Here is an 18,837-nt window from a genome sequence, read left to right as displayed (position 1 = left end):
CTTCGCGTGCGACCGGGCCCGTCCCGGCAGCCCTGGCAGGGCGAGCTGTTCCGGTACGCGCTGGAACGTCGGCCCCGGCCGGAGACCGCCGTGCCGCCCGCCGCCGACCGGGTTCCGAGCGCCCACCGCGAGCTGATGGAACCGCCGGTTGTCCTGGACCGCTTCGGGAACCCGGGCGGCGCGAACACGGCGGAGGCGGTGCGGCACTACCGGGACCGCGACCGGGTACCCATCGTCACCGACGAGCAGGTCGCGTACACGCGCCGTGGCGGCGCGACCCGGAGTTGTCCGGACACGAGGCCCGTCTGCACCTGGAATCCGGCCGGATACCGGCTCGGCCACGCCCCGTCCGGCGAGGGAAACCGCCACACGTTCGGGGGTCTTTCCGACGCGGCGTTCCGGAGGGTTCCGCTGCCGGAGGCGGCAGGAAGCGCTGACTGGCCGTGGTGAGCGCTGATTACGAATCCGGCACGTCTGGGGCCTTGGGCACCGACGGGCATGGCGTAGGGCCTCCGGAGGGCGCATACTCGACTTAATGAAACAGTCAGCCCGGCGTCACCTGCCTTCCAGTCCCTTCAACCGCCCGGCCCAGGAGGCCCCACCGGTCGAATGCTTCGATGTGGGCGACAGGGTGTCGCACGACCAGTTCGGGCTCGGCAGGATTCTTGCTGTCGAGGGCGACAACGATGCGGTCCTCATCGACTTCTCGGGGCGACAGGGAAGGATCCTGAGCCCGTACTCCAAGTTGACCAAGCTCTGAGACGCGGAACGAGTACGAGCAGCGTCCGCCTTCTCCGGATCCGGGGCGCCTGAATCACTTCAGGCGCCCCGGACTCCGTCATGGCCCTCGGGAAGAGGGCCCACGGCGGCGGCTACAGGGACTTGGCGGCGGGCTTCACCATGCCCCGCACGGTGCGCGACTTCACGAACTCGCCCATCCCTGTCATCTCCCACTCGCCGGTGAACTGCTTGATGAGCTTGGCCATCATCACCCCGGTCTGCGGCTCGGCACCGGTGAGGTCGAAGCGGACCAGCTCCTCGCCGGACGCGTCGTCGATCAGCCGGCAGTAGGCCTTGGCCACCTCGTTGAACTTCTGGCCGGTGAACGAGTTCACCGTGAAGACCAGGCCCGTCGCCTCGGCGGGGATCCGGCCGAGGTCCACCATGATCACCTCGTCGTCGCCCGCGCCCTCACCGGTGAGGTTGTCGCCGGAGTGCTTGATCGCCCCGTTCAGGATGGTCAGTTTGCCGAAGTAGCAGCTGTCCAGGTGGTTGCGGTTGGGGCCGTAGGCGATCACCGACGCGTCCAGGTCGATGTCCTTGCCGCGGAACGCGGGCTCCCAGCCCAGGCCCATCCTGACCCGTGAGAGCAACGGTGCGCCGCCCTTGACGAGGGACACGGTCTGGTTCTTCTGGAGGTTGACCCGGCCCTTGTCCAGGTTGATCTTCCCGGAGCCCATGGGCGCGGCGGGGGCCGCCGGGGGAGCGGGCGGGGCGGCCGGAGCGGGCGGGGCGATCCGCGGGTCGACGGGGGCGGCGACCGGAGCGGCCGGGGCGGCGGCGACCGGGGCGGGGGGCGTCGGAGCCGGAGGGGCGACCGGGGCCGCGGGCTCCTCGACCGAGACGCCGAAGTCCGTGGCGATCCCGGCCAGCCCGTTGGCGTACCCCTGGCCGACCGCGCGGGCCTTCCAGGCCCCGTTGCGCAGGTAGATCTCGATGACCACGAGCGCCGTCTCGGCGCCCAGCTGCGGCGGGGTGAAGGTGGCGAGCGCGCTGCCGTCGTCCGCGTTGCGCACGGTGGCGGTGGGCTCGACGCCCTGGAACGTCTGGCCCACGGCGTCGGGGCTCGCGGTGACGACGATCTTCTCGATGCCCGGCGGGACGGCCGCGGTGTCCACCACGATCGCGTCGGGCGCGGAGCCCCCGCCGGAGCGGTAGGTCACGCCGGGGCCCGAGGGCTGGTTGTAGAAGATGAAGTCGTCGTCGGAGCGCACCTTGCCGTCGGCGGTGAGCAGCAGGCCCGAGACGTCGAGCCGCACCGGAGCGGCGACGTCCACCGCCACGCGGGCGGCGGAGAGAGGGATGTTCGAGCCGGGGGTCATTGCGGTCATGCACGGGGTAACGAACGACCCGGCTTTGCCGTTCCCTTACCTTCGGCCGTCCGGAGGACGGTCGCCAGACGGTCGTGGGACGGTCGCCGGAGGGTCTCAGCGGCGGTTGCGCGGGTGGTCGCGGGCGGTGCGCTCGTTGCCGTGCTTGTACGCACCGGTCCAGCGCGCCATCACCAACTGGGCGTCGCCCGAGCCCACCTCGGCCAGGAACTTCTCCGCCCGGCCGCCGCGCAGAGTGCCCGCGGGGCGGCCGTGGTGGGTGATGGTGACGCTCTGGTCGCCGTGCTGTTCGTACTGGAATCCGGAAGGTCTCGGCATGGCCCGTATCCTGCCCGCCCCGCCGCGCCCGCGTCGCCCGGATTTCCGCCGCCCGGTCCCCGCTGCCGCCGCCCGCTGCCGCCGCCCGGGCGGCTCAGTGCGGCCAGATCGGCGGGTCGGTCGCGAAGTGGCCGCCCACGCGGGCGTGCGCCGGGTTGTCCGGGTCCAGCTCGCCCTGCTCGGCGACGAGTTTCGCCGCGTACGGCTCCGAATCGTCCCTAGGCCGGTAGCCCAGCGCCCGCGCCGGTGCCAGGTCCCACCACAGGCGAGTGTTGGCGGAGGATCCGTAGACGACGGAGTGCCCGACGTCCTCGGCGGTGAGGGCCGCGTGGAACAGCCGTGCCCCGTCGCCGGGGCTCATCCAGACCGACAGCATCCGCACCGAGGTGGGCTCGGGGAAGCAGGACCCGATGCGCACCGAGACCGTCTCCAGCCCGTACCGGTCCCAGTAGAGCTGGGCCAGGTCCTCGCCGAAGCACTTCGAGAGCCCGTAGAAGGTGTCGGGGCGGCGCGGGGCGTCCAGGGTGATGGGCGGATCGCCCGGCTCCGGGCGCGGGGTGTGACCGATGACGTGGTTGGAGGAGGCGGACACGATGCGCCGGACGCCCTCCTCGCGGGCGGCCTCGTAGAGGTGGTGCGTCCCCTGGATGTTGGCGCGGAGGATCTTGTCGAACGTGGACTCCAGCGAGATGCCCGCCAGGTGGATGACCGCGTCCACCCCGCGCACGGCCTCGCGCAGCGCCTCCCGGTCGTTCAGGTCGGCGGTGATCGCCTCGGGCGCGCCCTCCACCGGGACCAGGTCGAGCAGCCGCAGGTCGTATCCGTACGCGGGCAGCAGCCCCCGCATCAAAGTGCCGAGGCCGCCTGCGGCGCCGGTGAGCAGGACGGTACGGGGAGCGGTCATACGGGGGTCTCCTCGGGGCGTACACGGAGCGCTGTGCGCAATTCTGGCTGGCATTCACATGCGTGGACAAACTAGGGAGGCGAGGCGAGGTGCGTCAAGAGCCCGCGTCCGTCTTGACCAGCCATCGGAGGCTGCCTTAGCGTTGCGATGTTCATAAATATGGACACCGATCAGAATTGTGCACGTCTGTGACTGTTCAGGGAGCGCCCGTGACCTCAGCCCCCCTCGCCGCCCGGCTCAGCGAAGTCGCCGGGCCGCTCTTCTTCCCCGTGACCGCGTTCGGGCCGGACGGCACCGTCGACCTCGCCGTCTTCCGCGCCCATGTGCGCGCGGGGATCGACGCCGGAGCCGCCGCGGTCTTCGCCTGCTGCGGTACGGGCGAGTTCCACGCGCTGACCCCCGAGGAGTTCCGCCTCGCGGTCGCCGCCGCCGTCGAGGAGACGGCCGGACAGGTCCCCGTCCTCGCGGGTGCGGGCTACGGCACGGCGCTCGCCGTCCAGTACGCGCGCGCCGCCGAGGAGGCCGGTGCGGACGGGCTCCTCGCCATGCCGCCCTACCTCGTCGTCGCCGGTCAGGAAGGGCTGCTGAACCACTACGCGGCGCTCGCCGCGGCCACCGGCCTGGAGACGATCGTCTACCAGCGCGACAACGCGGTCTTCACCCCCGAGACGGTCGTCGCCCTGGCCCGCACCCCCGGCATCATCGGGCTCAAGGACGGCCACGGCGACCTCGACCTGATGCAGCGCATCGTCAGCGCGGTCCGCACCCACCGGCCCGACGGCGACTTCCTCTACTTCAACGGACTGCCCACCGCCGAACTCACCGGCCCCGCCTACCGGGGCATCGGCGTCACCCTCTACTCCTCCGCCGTCTTCGCCTTCGTCCCGGACATCGCCCTCGCCTTCTACCGGGCCCTGGACTCCGGCGACGAGGCCCTGGTCGACGGGCTGCTCGACCACTTCTACCGGCCGCTCGTCGAACTGCGCGCCAAGGGCCGCGGGTACGCCGTCTCCCTGGTCAAGGCCGGAGTCCGGCTCCAGGGCCTGGACGTCGGCGAGGTACGCACCCCGCTCACCGAACCGCCCGCCGCACACGTCAAGGACCTCATCGAGATCATCGCGAGCGGCCGCGCGCTGCTGGAAGAGCACGCGGCCTCGGAGCCAGCGTCCCCGGAGCCCGCGTCCCCGCTACAGGGCCCCCCGGCGGGCCGGGCGGGGGGCCGGGCGTGAAGGCGGGCGCGTTCCTCTACCCGTGGGACGTCGTCGGGGACCCGGACGCCGCCGCCCGGATCGCGGACCTCGGCGTCCGGCAGGTGACCCTGGCCTCCGCCTACCACTCCACCCGGGCCCTCACCCCCCGCCACCCCGCCCACCGCGTCGTCACCGCCGAGCACGCCGCCGTCCTCTATCCGCCGGACCCGGACCGCTGGGCGGGGCGGGCCCTCGCCCCGTACCGCCAGAGCTGGACGGCCGGCGACGATCCGTACGGGGAGGCCGCGGGCGCGCTGGCCGCCGCCGGTCCGGAGGTGCACAGTTGGGTGGTCCTCGCCCACAGCTCGCGGCTCGGCGCGGAGCACCCGGACACCTCGGTGGTCAACGCCTACGGGGACCGCTACCCCTGGGCCCCCTGCATCGCCCGCCCCGCCGTGCGGGCGTACCTCGTGGACCTCGCGGCCGAGGCCGCCGTCCGGCCCGGCACACACGGGACCGAGCTGGAGTCCTGCGGCTGGTACGGCTTCGCCCATCTGCACGCCCACGACAAGGTCGCCGGCGTGGGCCTCGGCGAGGCCGCGCAGTATTTGATGTCGCTGTGCTTCTGCCCGGTGTGCCGCGAGGGATACGGGGAGGCGGGCGCCGACCCCGACGACCTGTCCGCCGCCGTCCGCCGTGCCCTGGAGCCGGCCTGGTCCGGCGCCGGCTCCCCGGAGTCAGGCCGGGACGGCATCGGGAAGCTGCTCGGACCCGAGCTCGCGGACGCCACCCTGAGGTGGCGCGGCGGGGTCGCCCGCGCGTTCCAGGAGGCGGCCGTCGCGGCGGTACGGGACGCGGCCCCGCCCGGCTTCCAGGTGCTGCTGCACGCCGACCCCGTCCCGTACCGCACCGGGGCCAACGCCGGCGTCGACGCGGACCACATCCTGAGCGTGGCCGACGGCGTGGTGCTGCCCTGCACCGGACCCGACAGCGCCCGGGAAGCGGCCCTGGGGCCGTTCGCCGGCCGGGGAGGTCTGCGCGCCGCCAACTTCGGGATCGTCACCGGGATGGGCGGCAGCCCTCGTACCCTGGAGCGCGACGCGGCCCACGCCGCCTCGCTCGGCGCGGACCAGCTGCGCCTGTACCACGCGGGACTCGCCTCGGGCCCGGACCTGGAGGCGGTCGCCGCGGCGCTCTCACGGCTGGGATGAGGCGGGGCCGGCCTCCCCTGCCGGGCGGGACGGCGACGCGGGGGTGGATGTCGAGGCGGGGACGGACGGCGACGTGGGGACGGACGGCGACGTGGGGGCGGTGCGGCGCCGTGCCGCCCCCACCGCCAGCAGGGCCGCGGCCAGCAGCCCCGCCGCCCCGGCGGTCGCTGTCAGCACCCGCACGTCCACCACCGCGACGAGTCCCGCCCCCACCGCCAGGGCCACCGCGTTGGGCGCCGTCATCAGCGAGCCCGCCGTCGCCGCCGTCCGCCCCAGCTCCGCGTCCGGCGTCTCCCGCTGCACGGCGGTCATCGTCGCGATCAGCACGCACGGCAGGCCGAACCCGATCGCCGCGCTCGCCGCCACGGCCGCCCCGTCGTGCGGCAGCGTCCGCGCGCCCACCGCCAGCGCGAACACGGCCATCCCGGCCGCCGCGAAGACCCGCTCCGGCAGCCGGCGCAGCAGCGGCCCCACCAGCAGCCCCACCGCCACGGAACCGGCGCCCTGCACCGCGTACAGGACCCCCGCGTACTCCGGCGTCCGGCCGAGCACGTCATCGACGTAACCGAACGTCACGGCCCCGTTCACCCCCGCCAGCAGCATCGTTGCCGCTCCCGCCGCCACCAGCGGGCGCAGCACGGCCGAGGCGCGTATCCGCCGCAAGCCGGCGAGGAGTTCACCGCGCCACGCCCCCACCGGGGGCCGCGGAGCCTCCCGTACCCGGAGCCGGGCGAAGATCAGGGCGGCCAGGGCGCACGTCGCCGCGTCCAGCAGCGCCACGGCCGACCCGCCGAACCGCGCGTACAGCCCGGCGCCCGCCAGTGGGGCGACCAGCTTCACGCCCTCGTTCGCCGTCGTCCGCAGCCCGTTGAAGTCCGCCAGCAGTGAGGCGTGCACGGTCCCCGCGACGAGCGCCGACTCCGCCGCGTCGAGCAGGACGCCGCACGCCCCGTAGAGGACCAGCACCACGAAGACCAGCCAGACGGCGCGGCCCGAGTCCACCAGTACCAGCGTGGCCAGCAGAGCGGCCATCGCCAGGTTGACCCGGACCAGCAGCTTCTTCCGGTCCATCCGGTCCGCGAGCGCGCCGAGCGCGGGCCCGGCCAGCACCGGGGCCCACATCGCGCACACCGTCAGCGCCGCCAGACTGTCCGAGCCGGTCAGCGACTTGACCCAGATCCCGGCCGTGAGCCACATCGCGGACGTACCGAACCCGGAGACGACCACCCCCGCCAGATACCGCCCCGCCGTCGGGTCCCGCAGGACCCGCACCACCGCCGGACCGCCCATGTCGCCCCGCCCTCCGCCTCGTGCTCCGCGACCCGTCCGTGCGGGCCGTGCGGCTCATGCTGCGGAGTAAGGCAGCGCGGCAGCATCGGGCGGATGCCTTAGGGCGTGTCCGGCGGATCAGGGCCGGACACGTCCTGAGGGCTGTCCGGGCTCGGCGCCGCCCGCCCCGCCCCCTCACCGTTCGCTCCGGGCACGCTGATCGCCAGGAGCGCGGTGTCGTCGTCGAGTCCCTCGCCGAACGAGTTCAGCAGCGAGGTGAGCGCCCCGACGGCACCGGACGCCGAGGTGGGTGCGAGGGACCGCGCGAAGTCCAGGAGTGCTTCGTCGCCGTAGCGTTCACCCGGGCCCCCGGTACGGGCCTCGGTCAGGCCGTCGGTGTACAGCAGCAGGGTGTCACCGGGACGCAGGTCCAGGGTGGCGGTGGTGAACTGCGCGTCCGGTACGACCCCGACCAACTGGCCGCCGGGGGTGGGCAGGTAGTCGGCGCTGCCGTCGGCCCGGAGCAGCACGGCGGGAGGGTGGCCACCGCCGGCCAGGACGACGTGGAACCCGACGTCGTTCTCCTCAGGTATGAGCAGGCCGAAGATCACGGTGCAGAAAAGTGGTTCGTCCTCCTGGGCCTGGTGGTTGAGCGCGGTGTTGAGGTTGGCCAGAACCCTGATCGGCAGGGGATCGGAGACCGCCGCGGCTCGCAGGGTGTACCGCGCCAGCGACGTCACCACGGCCGCGTCCGCGCCCTTGCCGCGTACGTCCCCCATGAAGAACCCCCAGCCTCCGGTGGCGAGGGGGAACAGATCGTAGAAGTCCCCGCCCACCTCGTCGGAGGACGCGAAGTGGTAGTGCGAGGCGGCCTCCATGCCCGGAACCGGTTCGATGGCCGGCGGGATCAGGGTGCGTTGCAGGGTGGTGGCGAGGCGTTGCAGACGTTCGCGGTCGCGCTCGGCATCCTGTCGGGCCCGCAGGAGCTCACGCTCGTAGGACCGCCTGTCCCGGGCGTCGAGGAGGGTGGTGCGGATCAGCAGCGGTTCGCCGGCTTCGTCCCGTTTGACGGTGGAGGTGACCAGGACGGGCAGTCGGGTGCCGTCCGCGGCCCTGAGTTCCAGGGCGACGCCGTTGACCTCGCCCTGCATCCGCAGCAGCGGTGCGAAGTGCGTCTCGTGGTAGAGCCTGCCGCCGATGGTCAGCAGGTCGGAGAAGTGTCTGCGGCCCACCAGGTCCTCACGACGGTGGCCGAGCCATTTGAGGAGCGTTCCGTTGACCTTGGCGATCCGGCCGTCCATCAGCGTGGAGAGGTAGCCGCACGGCGCGTTCTCGTACAGGTCCTCCGCGCTGTCCTCCAGCAGGGCGGAGGACAGCGGGGGGTCCGGCTCACGGTCCTCCGTCCGCCACGATCCGTCGGCCCCGCCGCCGCCCGGGTGCACGGTCACGGCCCCTGCACGAAGGCCATGATCGCTTCGGCGGTCTCCTCGGGGGCGCTCAGTTGGGGGCAGTGGCCCGTCGAGTCCAGCGTGACCAGTTCGCTGCCGGGGATCCGCGCGTGGACGTAGGCGCCCACCTCGCGCGGGGCGATCGTGTCGCGGGCGCTCTCGGCGACGAGCGTCGGAACGGTCACCTTGGGGAGATCCGCCCGGTTGTCGGACAGGAACGTTGCTCTCGCGAAGACCCGGGCCATCTCGGGGTCCGTTCGGCAGAAGCTGTTGGTCAGCTCCTCGCCCAGCTCGGGACGCTCCGGATTTCCCATGATCACCGGAGCCATGGTCGCCGACCAGCCCAAGTAGTTGCTGTCCAGTGAATCGAGGAGTTCCTCGATGTCCTGCTCGCTGAATCCGCCCCGGTAGTCGCCGTCGTCGATGTACGAGGGCGAGGGGGTGAGGAGGACCAGCTTCTCGAAGAGTGCGGGCTCCCGCACGGCGGCGAGCACACCGATCATGGAACTGACCGAGTGCCCGACGAAGGTCAGGGGGCCTAGGCCGAGTTCCTGGCAGATGTCGATGACGTCCTGCGCGTAGCCGTCCAGGGTGGAGTACCGCTCGGGGCTCCAGGCCGACGCGTCGGAACGTCCCGCCCCCACATGATCGAACAGGACCACCCGGAAGCGCTCCTCCAGCGCGGGCGCGACGAGACGCCAGAGATTCTGATCGCAGCCGAAACCGTGGGCGAGCATCACCACCGGACCGCTCTCCCGGCCTCTCACCCGTACCCGGTTTCTCGCGCGCACGTCCATACCCATACGGACATCCTGACACCCTTCGTACGTCACGGCCCGGCCTGCCGGGCGACCGGGCGGCCGCCGCCCGGTCGCGCCGATCACGCTTCTGGGGGATGTCGCGTGCGCGCGATCGCTGATCCCCACGCGGCATCCCCAGGCCGGTCGGCAGAGGTTCGCCGGGGCGCGGCCGGGCCGACGGGACCGGACTCATGGCCGGCCGGGGCCGGGAGTCCCGGACATCCCCTGACGCCGAGGGTGATCGCACCGGTGGAACCTCCGGACCACCGGTGCGGTGACCAGGCCGCCCCGGGTGTGACCGCTCCGGCCGTTCCGGCGACGCCGGGTGTGACCGCTCCGGCCGCCCCCGTGTCACCGATCCAGCGCCGCCAGCATCGCCTTCTGCGCGATCGGCGCGGCCAGCCCGTTGCCGCTGATCTCGGAGCGCGCCGCCCCCGAGTCCTCCACGATCACCGCGACGGCGACCTCCTTGCCGCTGTCGCGGTCCTTCGCGTACGAGGTGAACCAGGCGTACGGGGTGTTGCTGTTCTCCACGCCGTGCTGCGCGGTCCCCGTCTTGCCGCCCACCTCGGCCCCGGGAATCCGGGCGTTGGTGCCGGTGCCCTCCTCGACGACCGTCACCATCGCGCTCCGCAACTGCTCGGCGGTCGACTCCTTCACCACCCGCTCGGTGTCGCCGTCGGCGGTCTCCTCCAGCACCGTGCCGTCCCCGTCGGTCACCTGGGAGACCATGTGTGGCGCGGCCAGCTCACCGCCGTTGGCCAGCGCCGAGGTGACCATCGCCATCTGGAGCGGGGTGGCGGTGACCTCGAACTGGCCGATCCCCGTCAGCGCCGTCTGGGCCTTGTCCATGCCGGTCGGGTAGACGCTCTTCGCCGCCCGTACGGGGACGTCCAGCTTCTCGGTGTCGAACCCGAACGCGTCCGCCATCTCCTTGACCTCGTCCTGGCCGAGGTCGACGGCGGCCTTCGCGAAGACGTTGTTGCAGGAGTACTGGAGCGCGGTGCGCAGGGTCGCGTTCTCGCAGGGAGCGGACGGGTTCTCGTTGGGGAGCACGGTGCTGGTGCCGGGCAGGGTGTACGGGCTGGGGCTGTCGGTGCGCTCGTCGACCGAGCCGTACAGCCCGTTCTCCAGCGCGGCCGCCGCGACCACCAGCTTGAACGTGGAGCCCGGCGGCAGCGGCTGCCGCATCGCCCGGTTGACCAGCGGCTTGTCCGGGTCGTCCAGCAGGGCCTGCCAGGCGTCCTGGTCCGTCGTCCCGCTGATCGTCGAGGGGTCGTAGGAGGGGGTGGAGACCATGCCGAGGATCCGGCCGGTCCCCGGGTCGATGGCCACCGCCGCGCCCTTGGTGTCGCCGAGCGCCTCGTAGGCCGCCTTCTGGACCTCCGGGTCGATCGTCGTCAGCACGTTGCCGGGGGCGGCCTGCCCACTGGTGAGCAGGTCCTTCGGGTTCCTCAGCCGGTCGTCCGTGCCGTCCAGGACGTCGCTGTAGACGCCTTCGAGCTGGTTCGCCCCGTACACCTGCGAGCTGTAGCCGGTAACGGGCGCGTACAGCTCGCCCTGGGGGTACGTGCGCTTGTACCGGAGGTCGCCGCCACTGGTCTCCTTCGATCCGGTGACCGGCGAACCGGCCACGATGATGTCCCCGAGCGGCTGCGCGTACTGCGCGATGGTGTTCCGCCGGTTGTGCTCGCTGTCCGCGAGCGCCTCGGCCTGGAAGCCCTGCACCCACGTCGCCCGCACCAGCAGGGCGAGCACCATGAGCAGACAGAAGACCGAAGCGCGCCTGATTGTCTTGTTCATCCCGCTGGAGGGACGAGCGGGCGCGTTCCGGCCGTTCCCGATCGTGCCGCTTCTCACCGGTTTCTCACCCGGCACGCGGAGCCGCGCGGCTCAGCCCGGGGTGATGAAACCGGACTCGTACGCCGCGATGACCGCCTGGGTGCGGTCCCGGGCGCCGGTTTTCGCGAGGACCGCCGCCACATGCGTCTTCGCCGTCGCCGGGCCCACCGAGAGCTGCCCCGCGATCTCCGCGTTGGTCAGCCCCGCCGCCATCAGCCGCAGGACGTCCGCCTCCCGGCCGGTCAGCCTCGCCACCCACGCCGGAGCCCCGGCCGCCCGCCGTCCGGCGTGCTCGGTGGCCAGCGTGCGCACCGCCGCCGGATAGAGGATCGAGTCGCTGTACGCCACCAGGCGCACCGCCTGCACCAGCTCCTCCGCGGCCGCCCGCTTCAGCAGGAACCCGGCCGCCCCGGCGCGCAGGGCCTCGTACACGTAGGCGTCGTTCTCGAAGGTCGTCACGACGACGATCCTCGGCGGGTCCTCCAGCGTGGCGAGGATCTGCTCCGTGGCCCGGATGCCGTCGATCTCCGGCATCCGCACGTCCATCAGCACCACGTCGGGTCGCAGCGCCCGCACCACGGAGACGGCCTCCGCACCGGTGGCGGCCTCCCCGACGACCTCGATGCCCTCCTCGGCTTCCAGGATCACGCGCAGCGCCGTACGCACCATCCGCTCGTCGTCCGCCAGCACCACCCGCACCAAAGCCCCGCTCATCGCCGTCCCCTCTTCCGCCCGGCCGTACCCGGCACCGTCAGCGGCAGCAGGGCGGTCAGCCGCCAGACGCCGTCGACCGCCCCCGCCTCGGTGCGGCCGCCCAGCAGGACGGCCCGCTCCGCGATGCCGCGCAGTCCGCGACCACCCCCGGGACGCAGCACGGCGGGCCGCTCGCCCAGCGGATTCTCCATCACGATCTCCAACTCCCTCTCCCGTACCGCGATCAGCAGCCGCACCGGGGACGCGCCCCCGCCGTGCCGCGACGCGTTGTTCAGCCCCTCCTGGACGATCCGGTACGCCTCCCGCGAGACCACCGGGTCCAGACCGTCCGGATCGCCCTGCCGCTCGTACGCCACCCGCACCCCGCAGTGGGCCAGCAGCCCGTCGAGCGCGTCGAGCCCCGGCCCGTACGCCGTGCCCTCGTCGTCCGGCTCCCCGTCCTGCCGCAGCAGCCCCAGCACCGAGTCCAGCTCCCCGACCGTCCGCCGCGTCGTCTCCTCGATGGCGGTCAGCGCCTCGCGGACGAACTCCGGATCGCGGTCCAGCACCCGGCGCGCCGCCCCCGCCTGAAGGGTCACCGCACTCAACGCGTGCCCCACCGAGTCGTGCAGCTCCCGGGCGAGCCGGTTGCGCACCGCCAGATCCGCCGCCCGGCGCTCGGCGGTGGCCAGCCGGTCCTCCGGGGTCGGTCCCAGCAGCACCGGGGCCCGCCGGGCCAGCAACTCCCCGGCCGCGGCCGCGACCAGCGCCAGCGCCACCAGCATCGCGAGCGCGGCGAAGGGGGCGAGAGCCACGGCCCACGGCTCCCGGAACACCCGGGGGCCGTCGAGCAGCCAGGTGGAGCGCAGCCCGGCGGAGAACGGCAGCGCGGCGACCGCCACCACGAACGGCGGCAGTGCCAGGGTGGCCCCGCTGACGATCCCGCCGAGCGCCAGATGCAGGGTGTACCAGCCCGCGGTACGTACCCGGGCCTGCCGGGTCCGGGCGGGACCGTCGGCCAGGAGGGCGGGCGGCACCTGGCACAGGGCGCGGACGGCGGCCACGGACAGAGGCCGGACGAGCGGGAAGAAGCCGGTGGCCGCCACGATCGGCAGGGCGACGGCGAACGCGGCGAACTGGGCGGGCAGGGAGGTGAACAGCGCTGCCCCGCCGCCCGTCATGCCGACCAGGACCGTGCCGACCAGGAAGTACGGCATCAGCAGCGCGCCACCGATGATCAGATGCAGCCAGCGCAGCCGTGTCCTGCGTCCGAACACCACGGCGAGCGGCTTCATGACACCCGGTCGGCGGCGGCCGGGTCGGCGACGCCGACGTCGGTGGGCAGCCCTGAAGCCGCCGCGCGCTCCGCGAAGAAGTAGGCGCCCAGCGTCACGACGAGCGCCCCTGCCAGCATCTGGACAGCGTAGGTCAACACCGTCGCCGTCGTCGGCCGGTCCGCCGCTTCGCCCGCGCCGAGCAGCCCCGCGAGGCTCAGCCACCCGCCCCAGCAGGCCATCTCCGCCGAACCGGCCCAGGACAGGACGAGCGGCAGACGCAGGGAGAGACGGCCGGAGCGGCGGAAGGCGAGCAGGAGCACCCCGACGACGGTGGCCACCACGAAGAGCAGGTTGACGGCTTCCAGGACGTAGAAGTCGCTGGTGCGGTCCGCCGCCCGGCCGACGTGGAGCCCGGCGGTGGAACCGCTGACCCACAACAGGTGCGTGACGCCGGGAAGGAGAGCCGCCGAAGCGGCGGCGACGGCGGTCGCGCGGAGTGCGGGCGCGGTCGGACCCGTCGGCAGCTCCCGCAGCCGCCCCTGCCACAGTCTGCTCCAGCGCTCCCTGGCGTACAGCGCGAAGAGGGCGCCGAGGGCGAGGCCCTGCACGATGAAGCCGCCGTAGACGACGCCGAAGACCCAGGGGTCGAGGAACGGCTCGGAGTTCCCCTCGCCGCCCGGCCGGCCGCCGCCACCGCCCAGGAACCCGACGGCCAGCTGGACCGGGAAGGCCGTCATGATCGGCAGCAGCAGGCCGCTCGCCACCCACATCGGCAGCACCAGCAGCCAGGCGGGCACCCGCCGGCCCCAGGGTTGGGTGAGCAGCAGGGCGAGGACGATGACGGCGCCGTCCATCAGCACCGTGGCCCCGTTGCCGACGCGCAGCAGGGTGCCGCCGTCCAGCAGCGCGCTGCCCTCCGGGATGCCGAGCCGACTGCCCGCCATCCAGGCCACCTTGAGCCCGATGTAGGGCAGACAGGCCACCATGGCGACCACCCGGAGCACGGACCGTGCCCGGCCGACGCGGTACGGGGCCGCCTCGGCGCGGTGCGGTGGCGTCCCAGAACGCCCGGGCGCCCCGGAACGGTGCGGCGGGGCGGGCGTCGGCGCCTCGGGGGGCCGGTTCACTGTCATGGCCTCCAGGCTTCCGCGCCGGCCGGTCCCGCACGTCCTGCCCGGCGACGATCCGCCTCCGCCACGCGGGGGAGGGAGCCGCCCACGGGCCGCCCGCACCCTGCCTCAGCCGTGCAGCGTGACCAGGACCTCGTCGATCTCCTCGCCCCGGGCGCGGGCGAATCCGCGATCCTTGCCGGTGACCACGAAGCCGCACTTCTCCAGCACCCGGCGCGAGCCGAGGTTGTCGGCCGCCGCCCGCGCGTGCAGCGGGCGGGTGGGTGTCTCGTCGAGGTACGCCCGCAGGGCGGCCGTCGCCAGCCCCCGGCCCCAGTGCGCGCGGTCGATCCAGTAGGTGACCTGGCGGTCCCCGGGTTCCCCGTACTCCCCGACGTGTCCCACCACCGCACCGTCGGCCACCACCGTGCGCATCACCACCCGGGCGCCGGCCCGGATCCGCGCCCAGTGGGCGTCGAACGCGGCCCGGTCGGTGGGGTCCTCGGCGGTGAACGCGGCGACGCGGGTCGCCCCGGGGTCGCTCATCCAGGCGAAGAACAGCGGCAGGTCCCCGTCCTCGACCGGGCGGAGCGCTATCGCGGCCATCAGAGTCTCCGGGTCGCGAGGGCGAGCCGGTCCCGGGCGTCGAACAGGGCGTCCTTCACCAGCTGTTCGTGACCGGGGGTGAGCCGGGCGACCGGCACCGAGCAGCTGATCGCGTCGCGCGCGGGCGTCCGGTAGGGGATCGCCACGCCGAAGCAGCGCAGGCCGACGGTGTTCTCCTCGCGGTCCACCGCGTAGCCCTGCTCGCGAACCAGCCGCAGCTCCTCGATGAGCTTCTCGCGGTCCGTGATGGTGTGCTCGGTCAGCGCGGGCAGCGACTCGGGCAGCATCTTGCGGACCTGCTCGTCGCTGTGGGTCGCCAGCAGCGCCTTGCCGAGCGAGGTGGAGTGCGCGGGCAGCCGACGGCCGACCCGGGTGAAGGGGCGCAGATAGTGCTGCGACTGACGGGTGGCTAGGTAGACCACGTTCGTGCCGTCGAGGCGGGCCAGGTGGATGGTCTCCGTGGTGTCGTCGGACAGCCTGTCCAGGGTGGGCCTGGCGGCGGCCACGACCTCGTCGCCGTCGATGTACGACGTACCGACCAGCAGGGCGCGGACGCCGATCCCGTACCGGGTGCCCGTCGCGTCCGTCTCCACCCAGCCCAGCTCCACCAGGGTGCGCAGCAGCATGTAGAGGCTCGACTTGGGATAGCCGACGGCCTCCTGGACTGCGGCCAGCGAGTGCATGCCGGGCCGCCCCGCGAAGTACTCGAGGAGCTCCACGGTCCGTACCGCGGACTTGACCTGTGCCCCACCGGACTCGGCGACCGACATCGCCCACGCCCCCTTCTCCAGCTCATCGACTTCTCGTCCGCGTCGGCGTCCGAAAAACCGCCACACGATTGCCAACACGGAACGCCCCGAAATAGAGTCCGAGGACATTCACGTTCAGGAACTCCGTTCAGAATACCGAACACTTGCCGATGTGCGGCCGAAGCCGGCCGGAAGTCGGCCGGAGGACGGTCGCACCACGGGAGGTAATCAGGGTGAGCGCAGCACCAGTCTGGAGTGTCGACCCCCGAACCGGGAACCCGCGCGAGCAGGTCGCGGTGGAGGCCACCGCCGAGGAGGTCGACCGGGCGGTCCGGGCGGCCCACGCCGTCCGCGACGCCCTCGCCGACCGCGCGGCGCGCGCCGCGTTCCTGCGGGCGGCGGCGGACCTCCTGGAGGAGACCGGTGAGCACATCGTCGAGGCGGCCGACGCGGAGACCGCCCTCGGCCCGGCCCGGCTCAATGGTGAACTGGCCCGTACCGCAGCCCAGTTGAGGGCGTTCGCGGAGGTCGTGGACGAAGGCGCCTACCTCGACGTCCACATCGACCACCAGGACGGCTCCCGGACCCCGCCCTGGCCCGACCTGCGCCGCTACAAGATCCCGCTCGGGGTCGTCGCCGTCTACGCGGCCAGCAACTTCCCGCTCGCCTTCTCCGTCCCCGGCGGCGACACGGCCAGCGCGCTCGCCGCCGGCTGCCCGGTCGTGGTCAAGGCACACCCCGACCACCCGGCCACCTCCGAACTCTGCGCCTCGGTCCTCCGTCGCGCCGCCGCCCGCACCGGACTGCCCGAGGACGTCGTGACCCTGGTGCACGGCTTCGACGCGGGCGTCGACCTGATCCGCCACCCGCTGGTGAGCGCCGCCGGTTTCACCGGTTCGGTACGCGGGGGACGAGCCCTGTTCGACGCGGCGGCCGCCCGCCCCGCCCCCATCCCGTTCCACGGCGAACTCGGCTCCCTCAACCCGGTCGTCGTCACCGGGGCGGCCGCCGCCGAGCGCGCCGGGGAGATCGGCGCCGGGCTCGGCGGTTCGATGACCCTGGGCGCGGGCCAGTTCTGCACCAAGCCCGGCTTCGTCCTGGTCCCCGAGGGCGCGACGGGCGACCAGCTCCTCAAGACGCTCACCGAGACGGTCAGCTCCACCGGCTCCGGCGTCCTGCTGGACCACCGCATGCGGGACGCCTTCGTCACCGGCGTGCGGGAGCGGGCCGCGCTGCCGGACGTCGGGGCGCCCGTCACCCCCGGCGCGGGCGGCGAGCACACCGTCTCCGCCGGATTCCTCACCGTCCCGGCCGCCCGGCTGACCGCCGGGGGCCCGCACGACGCGCTGCTGGAGGAGTGCTTCGGGCCGGTCACCGTGATCGCCCGGTACGCCTCCGTCGACGAGATCGCCGCCGTCCTCGCCCGGCTGCCCGGGAACCTCACCGCCACCCTCCAGGCGGCGACCGAGGACGATGACCCCGACGCGGCGCGCCTGCTGGCCGCGCTCACCCCGCTCGCCGGGCGCATCCTCGTCAACGGCTGGCCGACCGGCGTCGCCGTCGCCCCCGCCCAGCACCACGGCGGCCCCTACCCGGCCACCACCTCCACCTCCACCTCCGTCGGCGCGACGGCGATCGAACGCTGGCTGCGCCCCGTCACGTTCCAGTCCACCCCCGAGGCGCTCCTCCCGCCGGAGCTGCGCGAGGACAACCCGCTGGGCCTGCCCCGCCGGGTGGACGGACGCCGCGCATGAGCCTGCACCTGGACGCCTTTCCCCTCGCCCTGGACGCGGAGGGCCCCGACGGACGCTGGACCCACGCCGACGGCGTGCTGACGGGCCGGGCCGGACCCGGCCAGGACCTGTTCGTTCCCCCGTCCGGCGACTCCCTCGACCCGGCCTCCGACGCCCCGCGCCTGCTCGGCCCGGTGGGGGAGGGCGACTTCCGGCTGGTGGCCCGGGTGCGCCCGGGGCTGCTGTCGTTCGGTGACGCGGGCGCGCTGTACCTCCACGTCGGGGACCGCGCGTGGGCCAAGCTCTGCCTGGAGCACTCCGCGGGCCTCCCGACCGTCTGTACCGTCGTCACCCGGGGCCACTCCGACGACGCCAACGCCTTCGTCGTGGAGGAGGGCGTCTGCTGGCTCCGCCTCAGCCGCACCGGCGGCGCCTACGCCTTCCACGCCTCCACCGACGGCGAGAGGTGGACCTTCGTCCGCTTCTTCACCCTGGGTACGGAGAAGGAACGGGCGGCCGCCCGCGCCGGCTTCCTGGTGCAGTCGCCCACCGGTGAGGGCTGCGGCGCGGTCTTCGACCGGATCGCGTTCCTGGCCGGGGGAGTGGAGGACCTGCGCGACGGGCGGTGACGGGGCCGACACGACGGTGACGGGGGTGTCGCGGTGGTCGTGGGAGGAGGAGCGGGCGGGAGGATCCGGGAATCACCCGGTCCGGATTCGCGTTCGACCCACTGACCGTGCGGAGGACCCCTCCGCGCCCGCCGCGACCCCTGGAGAGTAGAAGAGTCATGCGCGTCGAGATCTGGAGCGACATCGCTTGTCCGTGGTGCTACATCGGCAAGGCCCGCTTCGAGAAGGGCCTCGCGGAGTTCGCCCACCGGGACGAGGTCGAGGTGGTGCACCGCTCCTTCGAGCTCGACCCCTCGCGGGCCAAGGGCGACACGGCGCTCGTGATCGACATGCTGGCCGAGAAGTACGGCCGCAGCCGCGAGGAAGCGGCCTCGATGGAGGCCAACGTCGCGGCCAACGCGCAGGCCGAGGGGCTCGGCTACCGCACCGAGGGCCGTGACCACGGCTCCACCTTCGACCTCCACCGGCTGCTGCACCTGGCCAAGGCCCGCGGCCGTCAGGACGAGCTGCTGACCCTCGCCTACCGGGCGAACTTCGCCGAGGAGCGGTCCGTCTTCGACGACGAGGTGCTGTTGGCTCTCGCCGTGGAGGGCGGACTCGACGCCGACGAGGCCCGTGCGGTGCTCGCCGACCCGGAGGCGTACGCGGACGACGTCCGCACCGACGAGCGCGAGGCGGCCGAACTGGGCGCCAACGCCGTGCCGTTCTTCGTCCTCGACCGTCGCTACGGGATCTCCGGCGGCCAGCCGTCGGAGGTCTTCCTCCAGGCGCTGGAGCAGGCGTGGAAGGATCGACCCGTCACCGCTCTCACCGCCGTCGGCGGGGAGGCGGAGGCCTGTGCCACGGACGGGGCCTGCGAGGTTCCGCGCGGCTAGGGCCTCTCGTCCGGATCATGTCGGGCTCACGGGCCCCCGCACGCACACCCGCGGCGTTGCCGTCGGCCTCCTA

General features: G+C 73.3%; 18 protein-coding genes and 1 pseudogene. 7 read left to right on the top strand and 12 right to left on the bottom strand.

Annotation, left to right across the window (positions count from 1 at the left end; translation table 11 throughout):
* Positions 1-147: 147 nt before the first annotated feature.
* Together ACH4RG_RS11355 and ACH4RG_RS11350 are read left to right on the top strand one after the other, a co-directional pair.
* Positions 148-450 (top strand): annotated as a pseudogene (locus ACH4RG_RS11355) (TROVE domain-containing protein); the annotation flags it as partial.
* A gap of 85 nt (positions 451-535) precedes the next feature.
* The gene (locus ACH4RG_RS11350; protein ID WP_032752687.1) at positions 536-760 is read left to right on the top strand and encodes a hypothetical protein; all 225 of its coding nucleotides are present in this window, start codon (positions 536-538) and stop codon (positions 758-760) included.
* A 112-nt stretch (positions 761-872) separates the two neighbouring features.
* Here the strand turns inward: ACH4RG_RS11350 and ACH4RG_RS11345 are convergent, their stop codons facing one another.
* The 3 genes from ACH4RG_RS11345 to ACH4RG_RS11335 all read right to left on the bottom strand — a co-directional run bounded on the left by ACH4RG_RS11345 (position 873) and on the right by ACH4RG_RS11335 (position 3,333).
* On the bottom strand, positions 873-2,111 hold the full coding sequence (locus tag ACH4RG_RS11345; RefSeq protein WP_398539424.1) for a TerD family protein: 1,239 nt from the start codon (positions 2,109-2,111) through the stop codon (positions 873-875).
* Between the two features lie 96 nt (positions 2,112-2,207).
* Complete coding sequence (locus ACH4RG_RS11340; RefSeq protein ID WP_018957671.1) at positions 2,208-2,429, bottom strand: hypothetical protein; 222 nt, start codon at positions 2,427-2,429, stop codon at positions 2,208-2,210.
* Positions 2,430-2,523: 94 nt separating this feature from the next.
* Positions 2,524-3,333 carry an NAD-dependent epimerase/dehydratase family protein gene (locus ACH4RG_RS11335; protein WP_397916202.1) on the bottom strand — a complete coding sequence of 270 codons (810 nt, stop codon included), beginning with the start codon at positions 3,331-3,333 and terminating at the stop codon, positions 2,524-2,526.
* A gap of 209 nt (positions 3,334-3,542) precedes the next feature.
* Between ACH4RG_RS11335 and ACH4RG_RS11330 the strand changes: the two genes are divergently transcribed.
* Entirely contained in the window at positions 3,543-4,562 is a 1,020-nt protein-coding gene (locus ACH4RG_RS11330; protein ID WP_398163575.1) for a 5-dehydro-4-deoxyglucarate dehydratase, read from the top strand.
* A complete protein-coding gene (locus ACH4RG_RS11325) occupies positions 4,559-5,734 on the top strand; it encodes a hypothetical protein (RefSeq protein ID WP_397916200.1) in 1,176 nt (391 codons plus the stop codon). The genes ACH4RG_RS11330 and ACH4RG_RS11325 overlap by 4 nt, the downstream gene beginning before the upstream one ends.
* Here the strand turns inward: ACH4RG_RS11325 and ACH4RG_RS11320 are convergent.
* From ACH4RG_RS11320 to ACH4RG_RS11280, 9 genes are all read right to left on the bottom strand, one after another.
* Positions 5,720-7,024, bottom strand: a complete 1,305-nt coding sequence (locus ACH4RG_RS11320) for an MFS transporter (protein ID WP_398539423.1) — start codon at positions 7,022-7,024, stop codon at positions 5,720-5,722. The genes ACH4RG_RS11325 and ACH4RG_RS11320 overlap by 15 nt on opposite strands.
* A 98-nt stretch (positions 7,025-7,122) precedes the next feature.
* Positions 7,123-8,451 carry a PP2C family protein-serine/threonine phosphatase gene (locus ACH4RG_RS11315; protein ID WP_397930180.1) on the bottom strand — a complete coding sequence of 443 codons (1,329 nt, stop codon included), beginning with the start codon at positions 8,449-8,451 and terminating at the stop codon, positions 7,123-7,125.
* Positions 8,448-9,248, bottom strand: coding sequence for an alpha/beta fold hydrolase (locus tag ACH4RG_RS11310; protein WP_397917198.1), 801 nt, complete (start codon positions 9,246-9,248; stop codon positions 8,448-8,450). Before ACH4RG_RS11310 ends, ACH4RG_RS11315 begins: the two co-directional genes overlap by 4 nt.
* Positions 9,249-9,602: 354 nt before the next feature.
* On the bottom strand, positions 9,603-11,054 hold the full coding sequence (locus tag ACH4RG_RS11305) for a peptidoglycan D,D-transpeptidase FtsI family protein (RefSeq protein ID WP_398163578.1): 1,452 nt from the start codon (positions 11,052-11,054) through the stop codon (positions 9,603-9,605).
* A gap of 90 nt (positions 11,055-11,144) precedes the next feature.
* Positions 11,145-11,807, bottom strand: a complete 663-nt coding sequence (locus ACH4RG_RS11300; protein WP_398163579.1) for a response regulator — start codon at positions 11,805-11,807, stop codon at positions 11,145-11,147.
* Positions 11,804-13,081: a sensor histidine kinase gene (locus ACH4RG_RS11295; protein WP_397916195.1), complete on the bottom strand. Its 1,278-nt coding sequence runs from the start codon at positions 13,079-13,081 to the stop codon at positions 11,804-11,806. The genes ACH4RG_RS11300 and ACH4RG_RS11295 overlap by 4 nt, the downstream gene beginning before the upstream one ends.
* A complete protein-coding gene (locus tag ACH4RG_RS11290) occupies positions 13,078-14,196 on the bottom strand; it encodes a hypothetical protein (protein ID WP_397930187.1) in 1,119 nt (372 codons plus the stop codon). The genes ACH4RG_RS11295 and ACH4RG_RS11290 overlap by 4 nt, the downstream gene beginning before the upstream one ends.
* Before the next feature lie 105 nt (positions 14,197-14,301).
* Positions 14,302-14,778, bottom strand: coding sequence for a GNAT family N-acetyltransferase (locus tag ACH4RG_RS11285; RefSeq protein WP_397916193.1), 477 nt, complete (start codon positions 14,776-14,778; stop codon positions 14,302-14,304).
* Positions 14,778-15,548 carry an IclR family transcriptional regulator gene (locus tag ACH4RG_RS11280; RefSeq protein ID WP_381781412.1) on the bottom strand — a complete coding sequence of 257 codons (771 nt, stop codon included), beginning with the start codon at positions 15,546-15,548 and terminating at the stop codon, positions 14,778-14,780. Before ACH4RG_RS11280 ends, ACH4RG_RS11285 begins: the two co-directional genes overlap by 1 nt.
* A gap of 212 nt (positions 15,549-15,760) precedes the next feature.
* Here ACH4RG_RS11280 and ACH4RG_RS11275 point away from each other — a divergent pair, with 212 nt between their 5' ends.
* The 3 genes from ACH4RG_RS11275 to ACH4RG_RS11265 all read left to right on the top strand — a co-directional run bounded on the left by ACH4RG_RS11275 (position 15,761) and on the right by ACH4RG_RS11265 (position 18,764).
* Entirely contained in the window at positions 15,761-17,281 is a 1,521-nt protein-coding gene (locus tag ACH4RG_RS11275; protein ID WP_398163583.1) for an aldehyde dehydrogenase (NADP(+)), read from the top strand.
* Positions 17,278-17,889 (top strand): DUF1349 domain-containing protein, encoded by a 612-nt coding sequence (locus ACH4RG_RS11270; RefSeq protein ID WP_397916190.1) that lies wholly within the window; start codon positions 17,278-17,280, stop codon positions 17,887-17,889. The genes ACH4RG_RS11275 and ACH4RG_RS11270 overlap by 4 nt, the downstream gene beginning before the upstream one ends.
* Positions 17,890-18,047: 158 nt before the next feature.
* Positions 18,048-18,764, top strand: a complete 717-nt coding sequence (locus ACH4RG_RS11265; protein ID WP_397916189.1) for a DsbA family oxidoreductase — start codon at positions 18,048-18,050, stop codon at positions 18,762-18,764.
* The last annotated feature ends 73 nt before the right edge of the window (positions 18,765-18,837 follow it).

The organism is Streptomyces sp. NPDC021019 (assembly GCF_044333295.1).
In the GTDB taxonomy this organism is placed as follows: Bacteria; Actinomycetota; Actinomycetes; order Streptomycetales; family Streptomycetaceae; genus Streptomyces.
This window is presented reverse-complemented; position numbering and strand designations above follow the sequence as displayed.

Coding starts and splice junctions, on each gene's coding strand:
- ACH4RG_RS11280 (WP_381781412.1), bottom strand. CDS start 15,548: ATGTCGGTCGCCGAGTCCGGTGGGGCACAGGTCAAGTCCGCGGTACGG.
- ACH4RG_RS11305 (WP_398163578.1), bottom strand. CDS start 11,054: ATGAACAAGACAATCAGGCGCGCTTCGGTCTTCTGTCTGCTCATGGTG.
- ACH4RG_RS11300 (WP_398163579.1), bottom strand. CDS start 11,807: ATGAGCGGGGCTTTGGTGCGGGTGGTGCTGGCGGACGACGAGCGGATG.
- ACH4RG_RS11270 (WP_397916190.1), top strand. CDS start 17,278: ATGAGCCTGCACCTGGACGCCTTTCCCCTCGCCCTGGACGCGGAGGGC.
- ACH4RG_RS11335 (WP_397916202.1), bottom strand. CDS start 3,333: ATGACCGCTCCCCGTACCGTCCTGCTCACCGGCGCCGCAGGCGGCCTC.
- ACH4RG_RS11310 (WP_397917198.1), bottom strand. CDS start 9,248: ATGGACGTGCGCGCGAGAAACCGGGTACGGGTGAGAGGCCGGGAGAGC.
- ACH4RG_RS11295 (WP_397916195.1), bottom strand. CDS start 13,081: ATGAAGCCGCTCGCCGTGGTGTTCGGACGCAGGACACGGCTGCGCTGG.
- ACH4RG_RS11285 (WP_397916193.1), bottom strand. CDS start 14,778: ATGGCCGCGATAGCGCTCCGCCCGGTCGAGGACGGGGACCTGCCGCTG.
- ACH4RG_RS11290 (WP_397930187.1), bottom strand. CDS start 14,196: ATGACAGTGAACCGGCCCCCCGAGGCGCCGACGCCCGCCCCGCCGCAC.
- ACH4RG_RS11340 (WP_018957671.1), bottom strand. CDS start 2,429: ATGCCGAGACCTTCCGGATTCCAGTACGAACAGCACGGCGACCAGAGC.
- ACH4RG_RS11265 (WP_397916189.1), top strand. CDS start 18,048: ATGCGCGTCGAGATCTGGAGCGACATCGCTTGTCCGTGGTGCTACATC.
- ACH4RG_RS11320 (WP_398539423.1), bottom strand. CDS start 7,024: ATGGGCGGTCCGGCGGTGGTGCGGGTCCTGCGGGACCCGACGGCGGGG.
- ACH4RG_RS11345 (WP_398539424.1), bottom strand. CDS start 2,111: ATGACCGCAATGACCCCCGGCTCGAACATCCCTCTCTCCGCCGCCCGC.
- ACH4RG_RS11350 (WP_032752687.1), top strand. CDS start 536: ATGAAACAGTCAGCCCGGCGTCACCTGCCTTCCAGTCCCTTCAACCGC.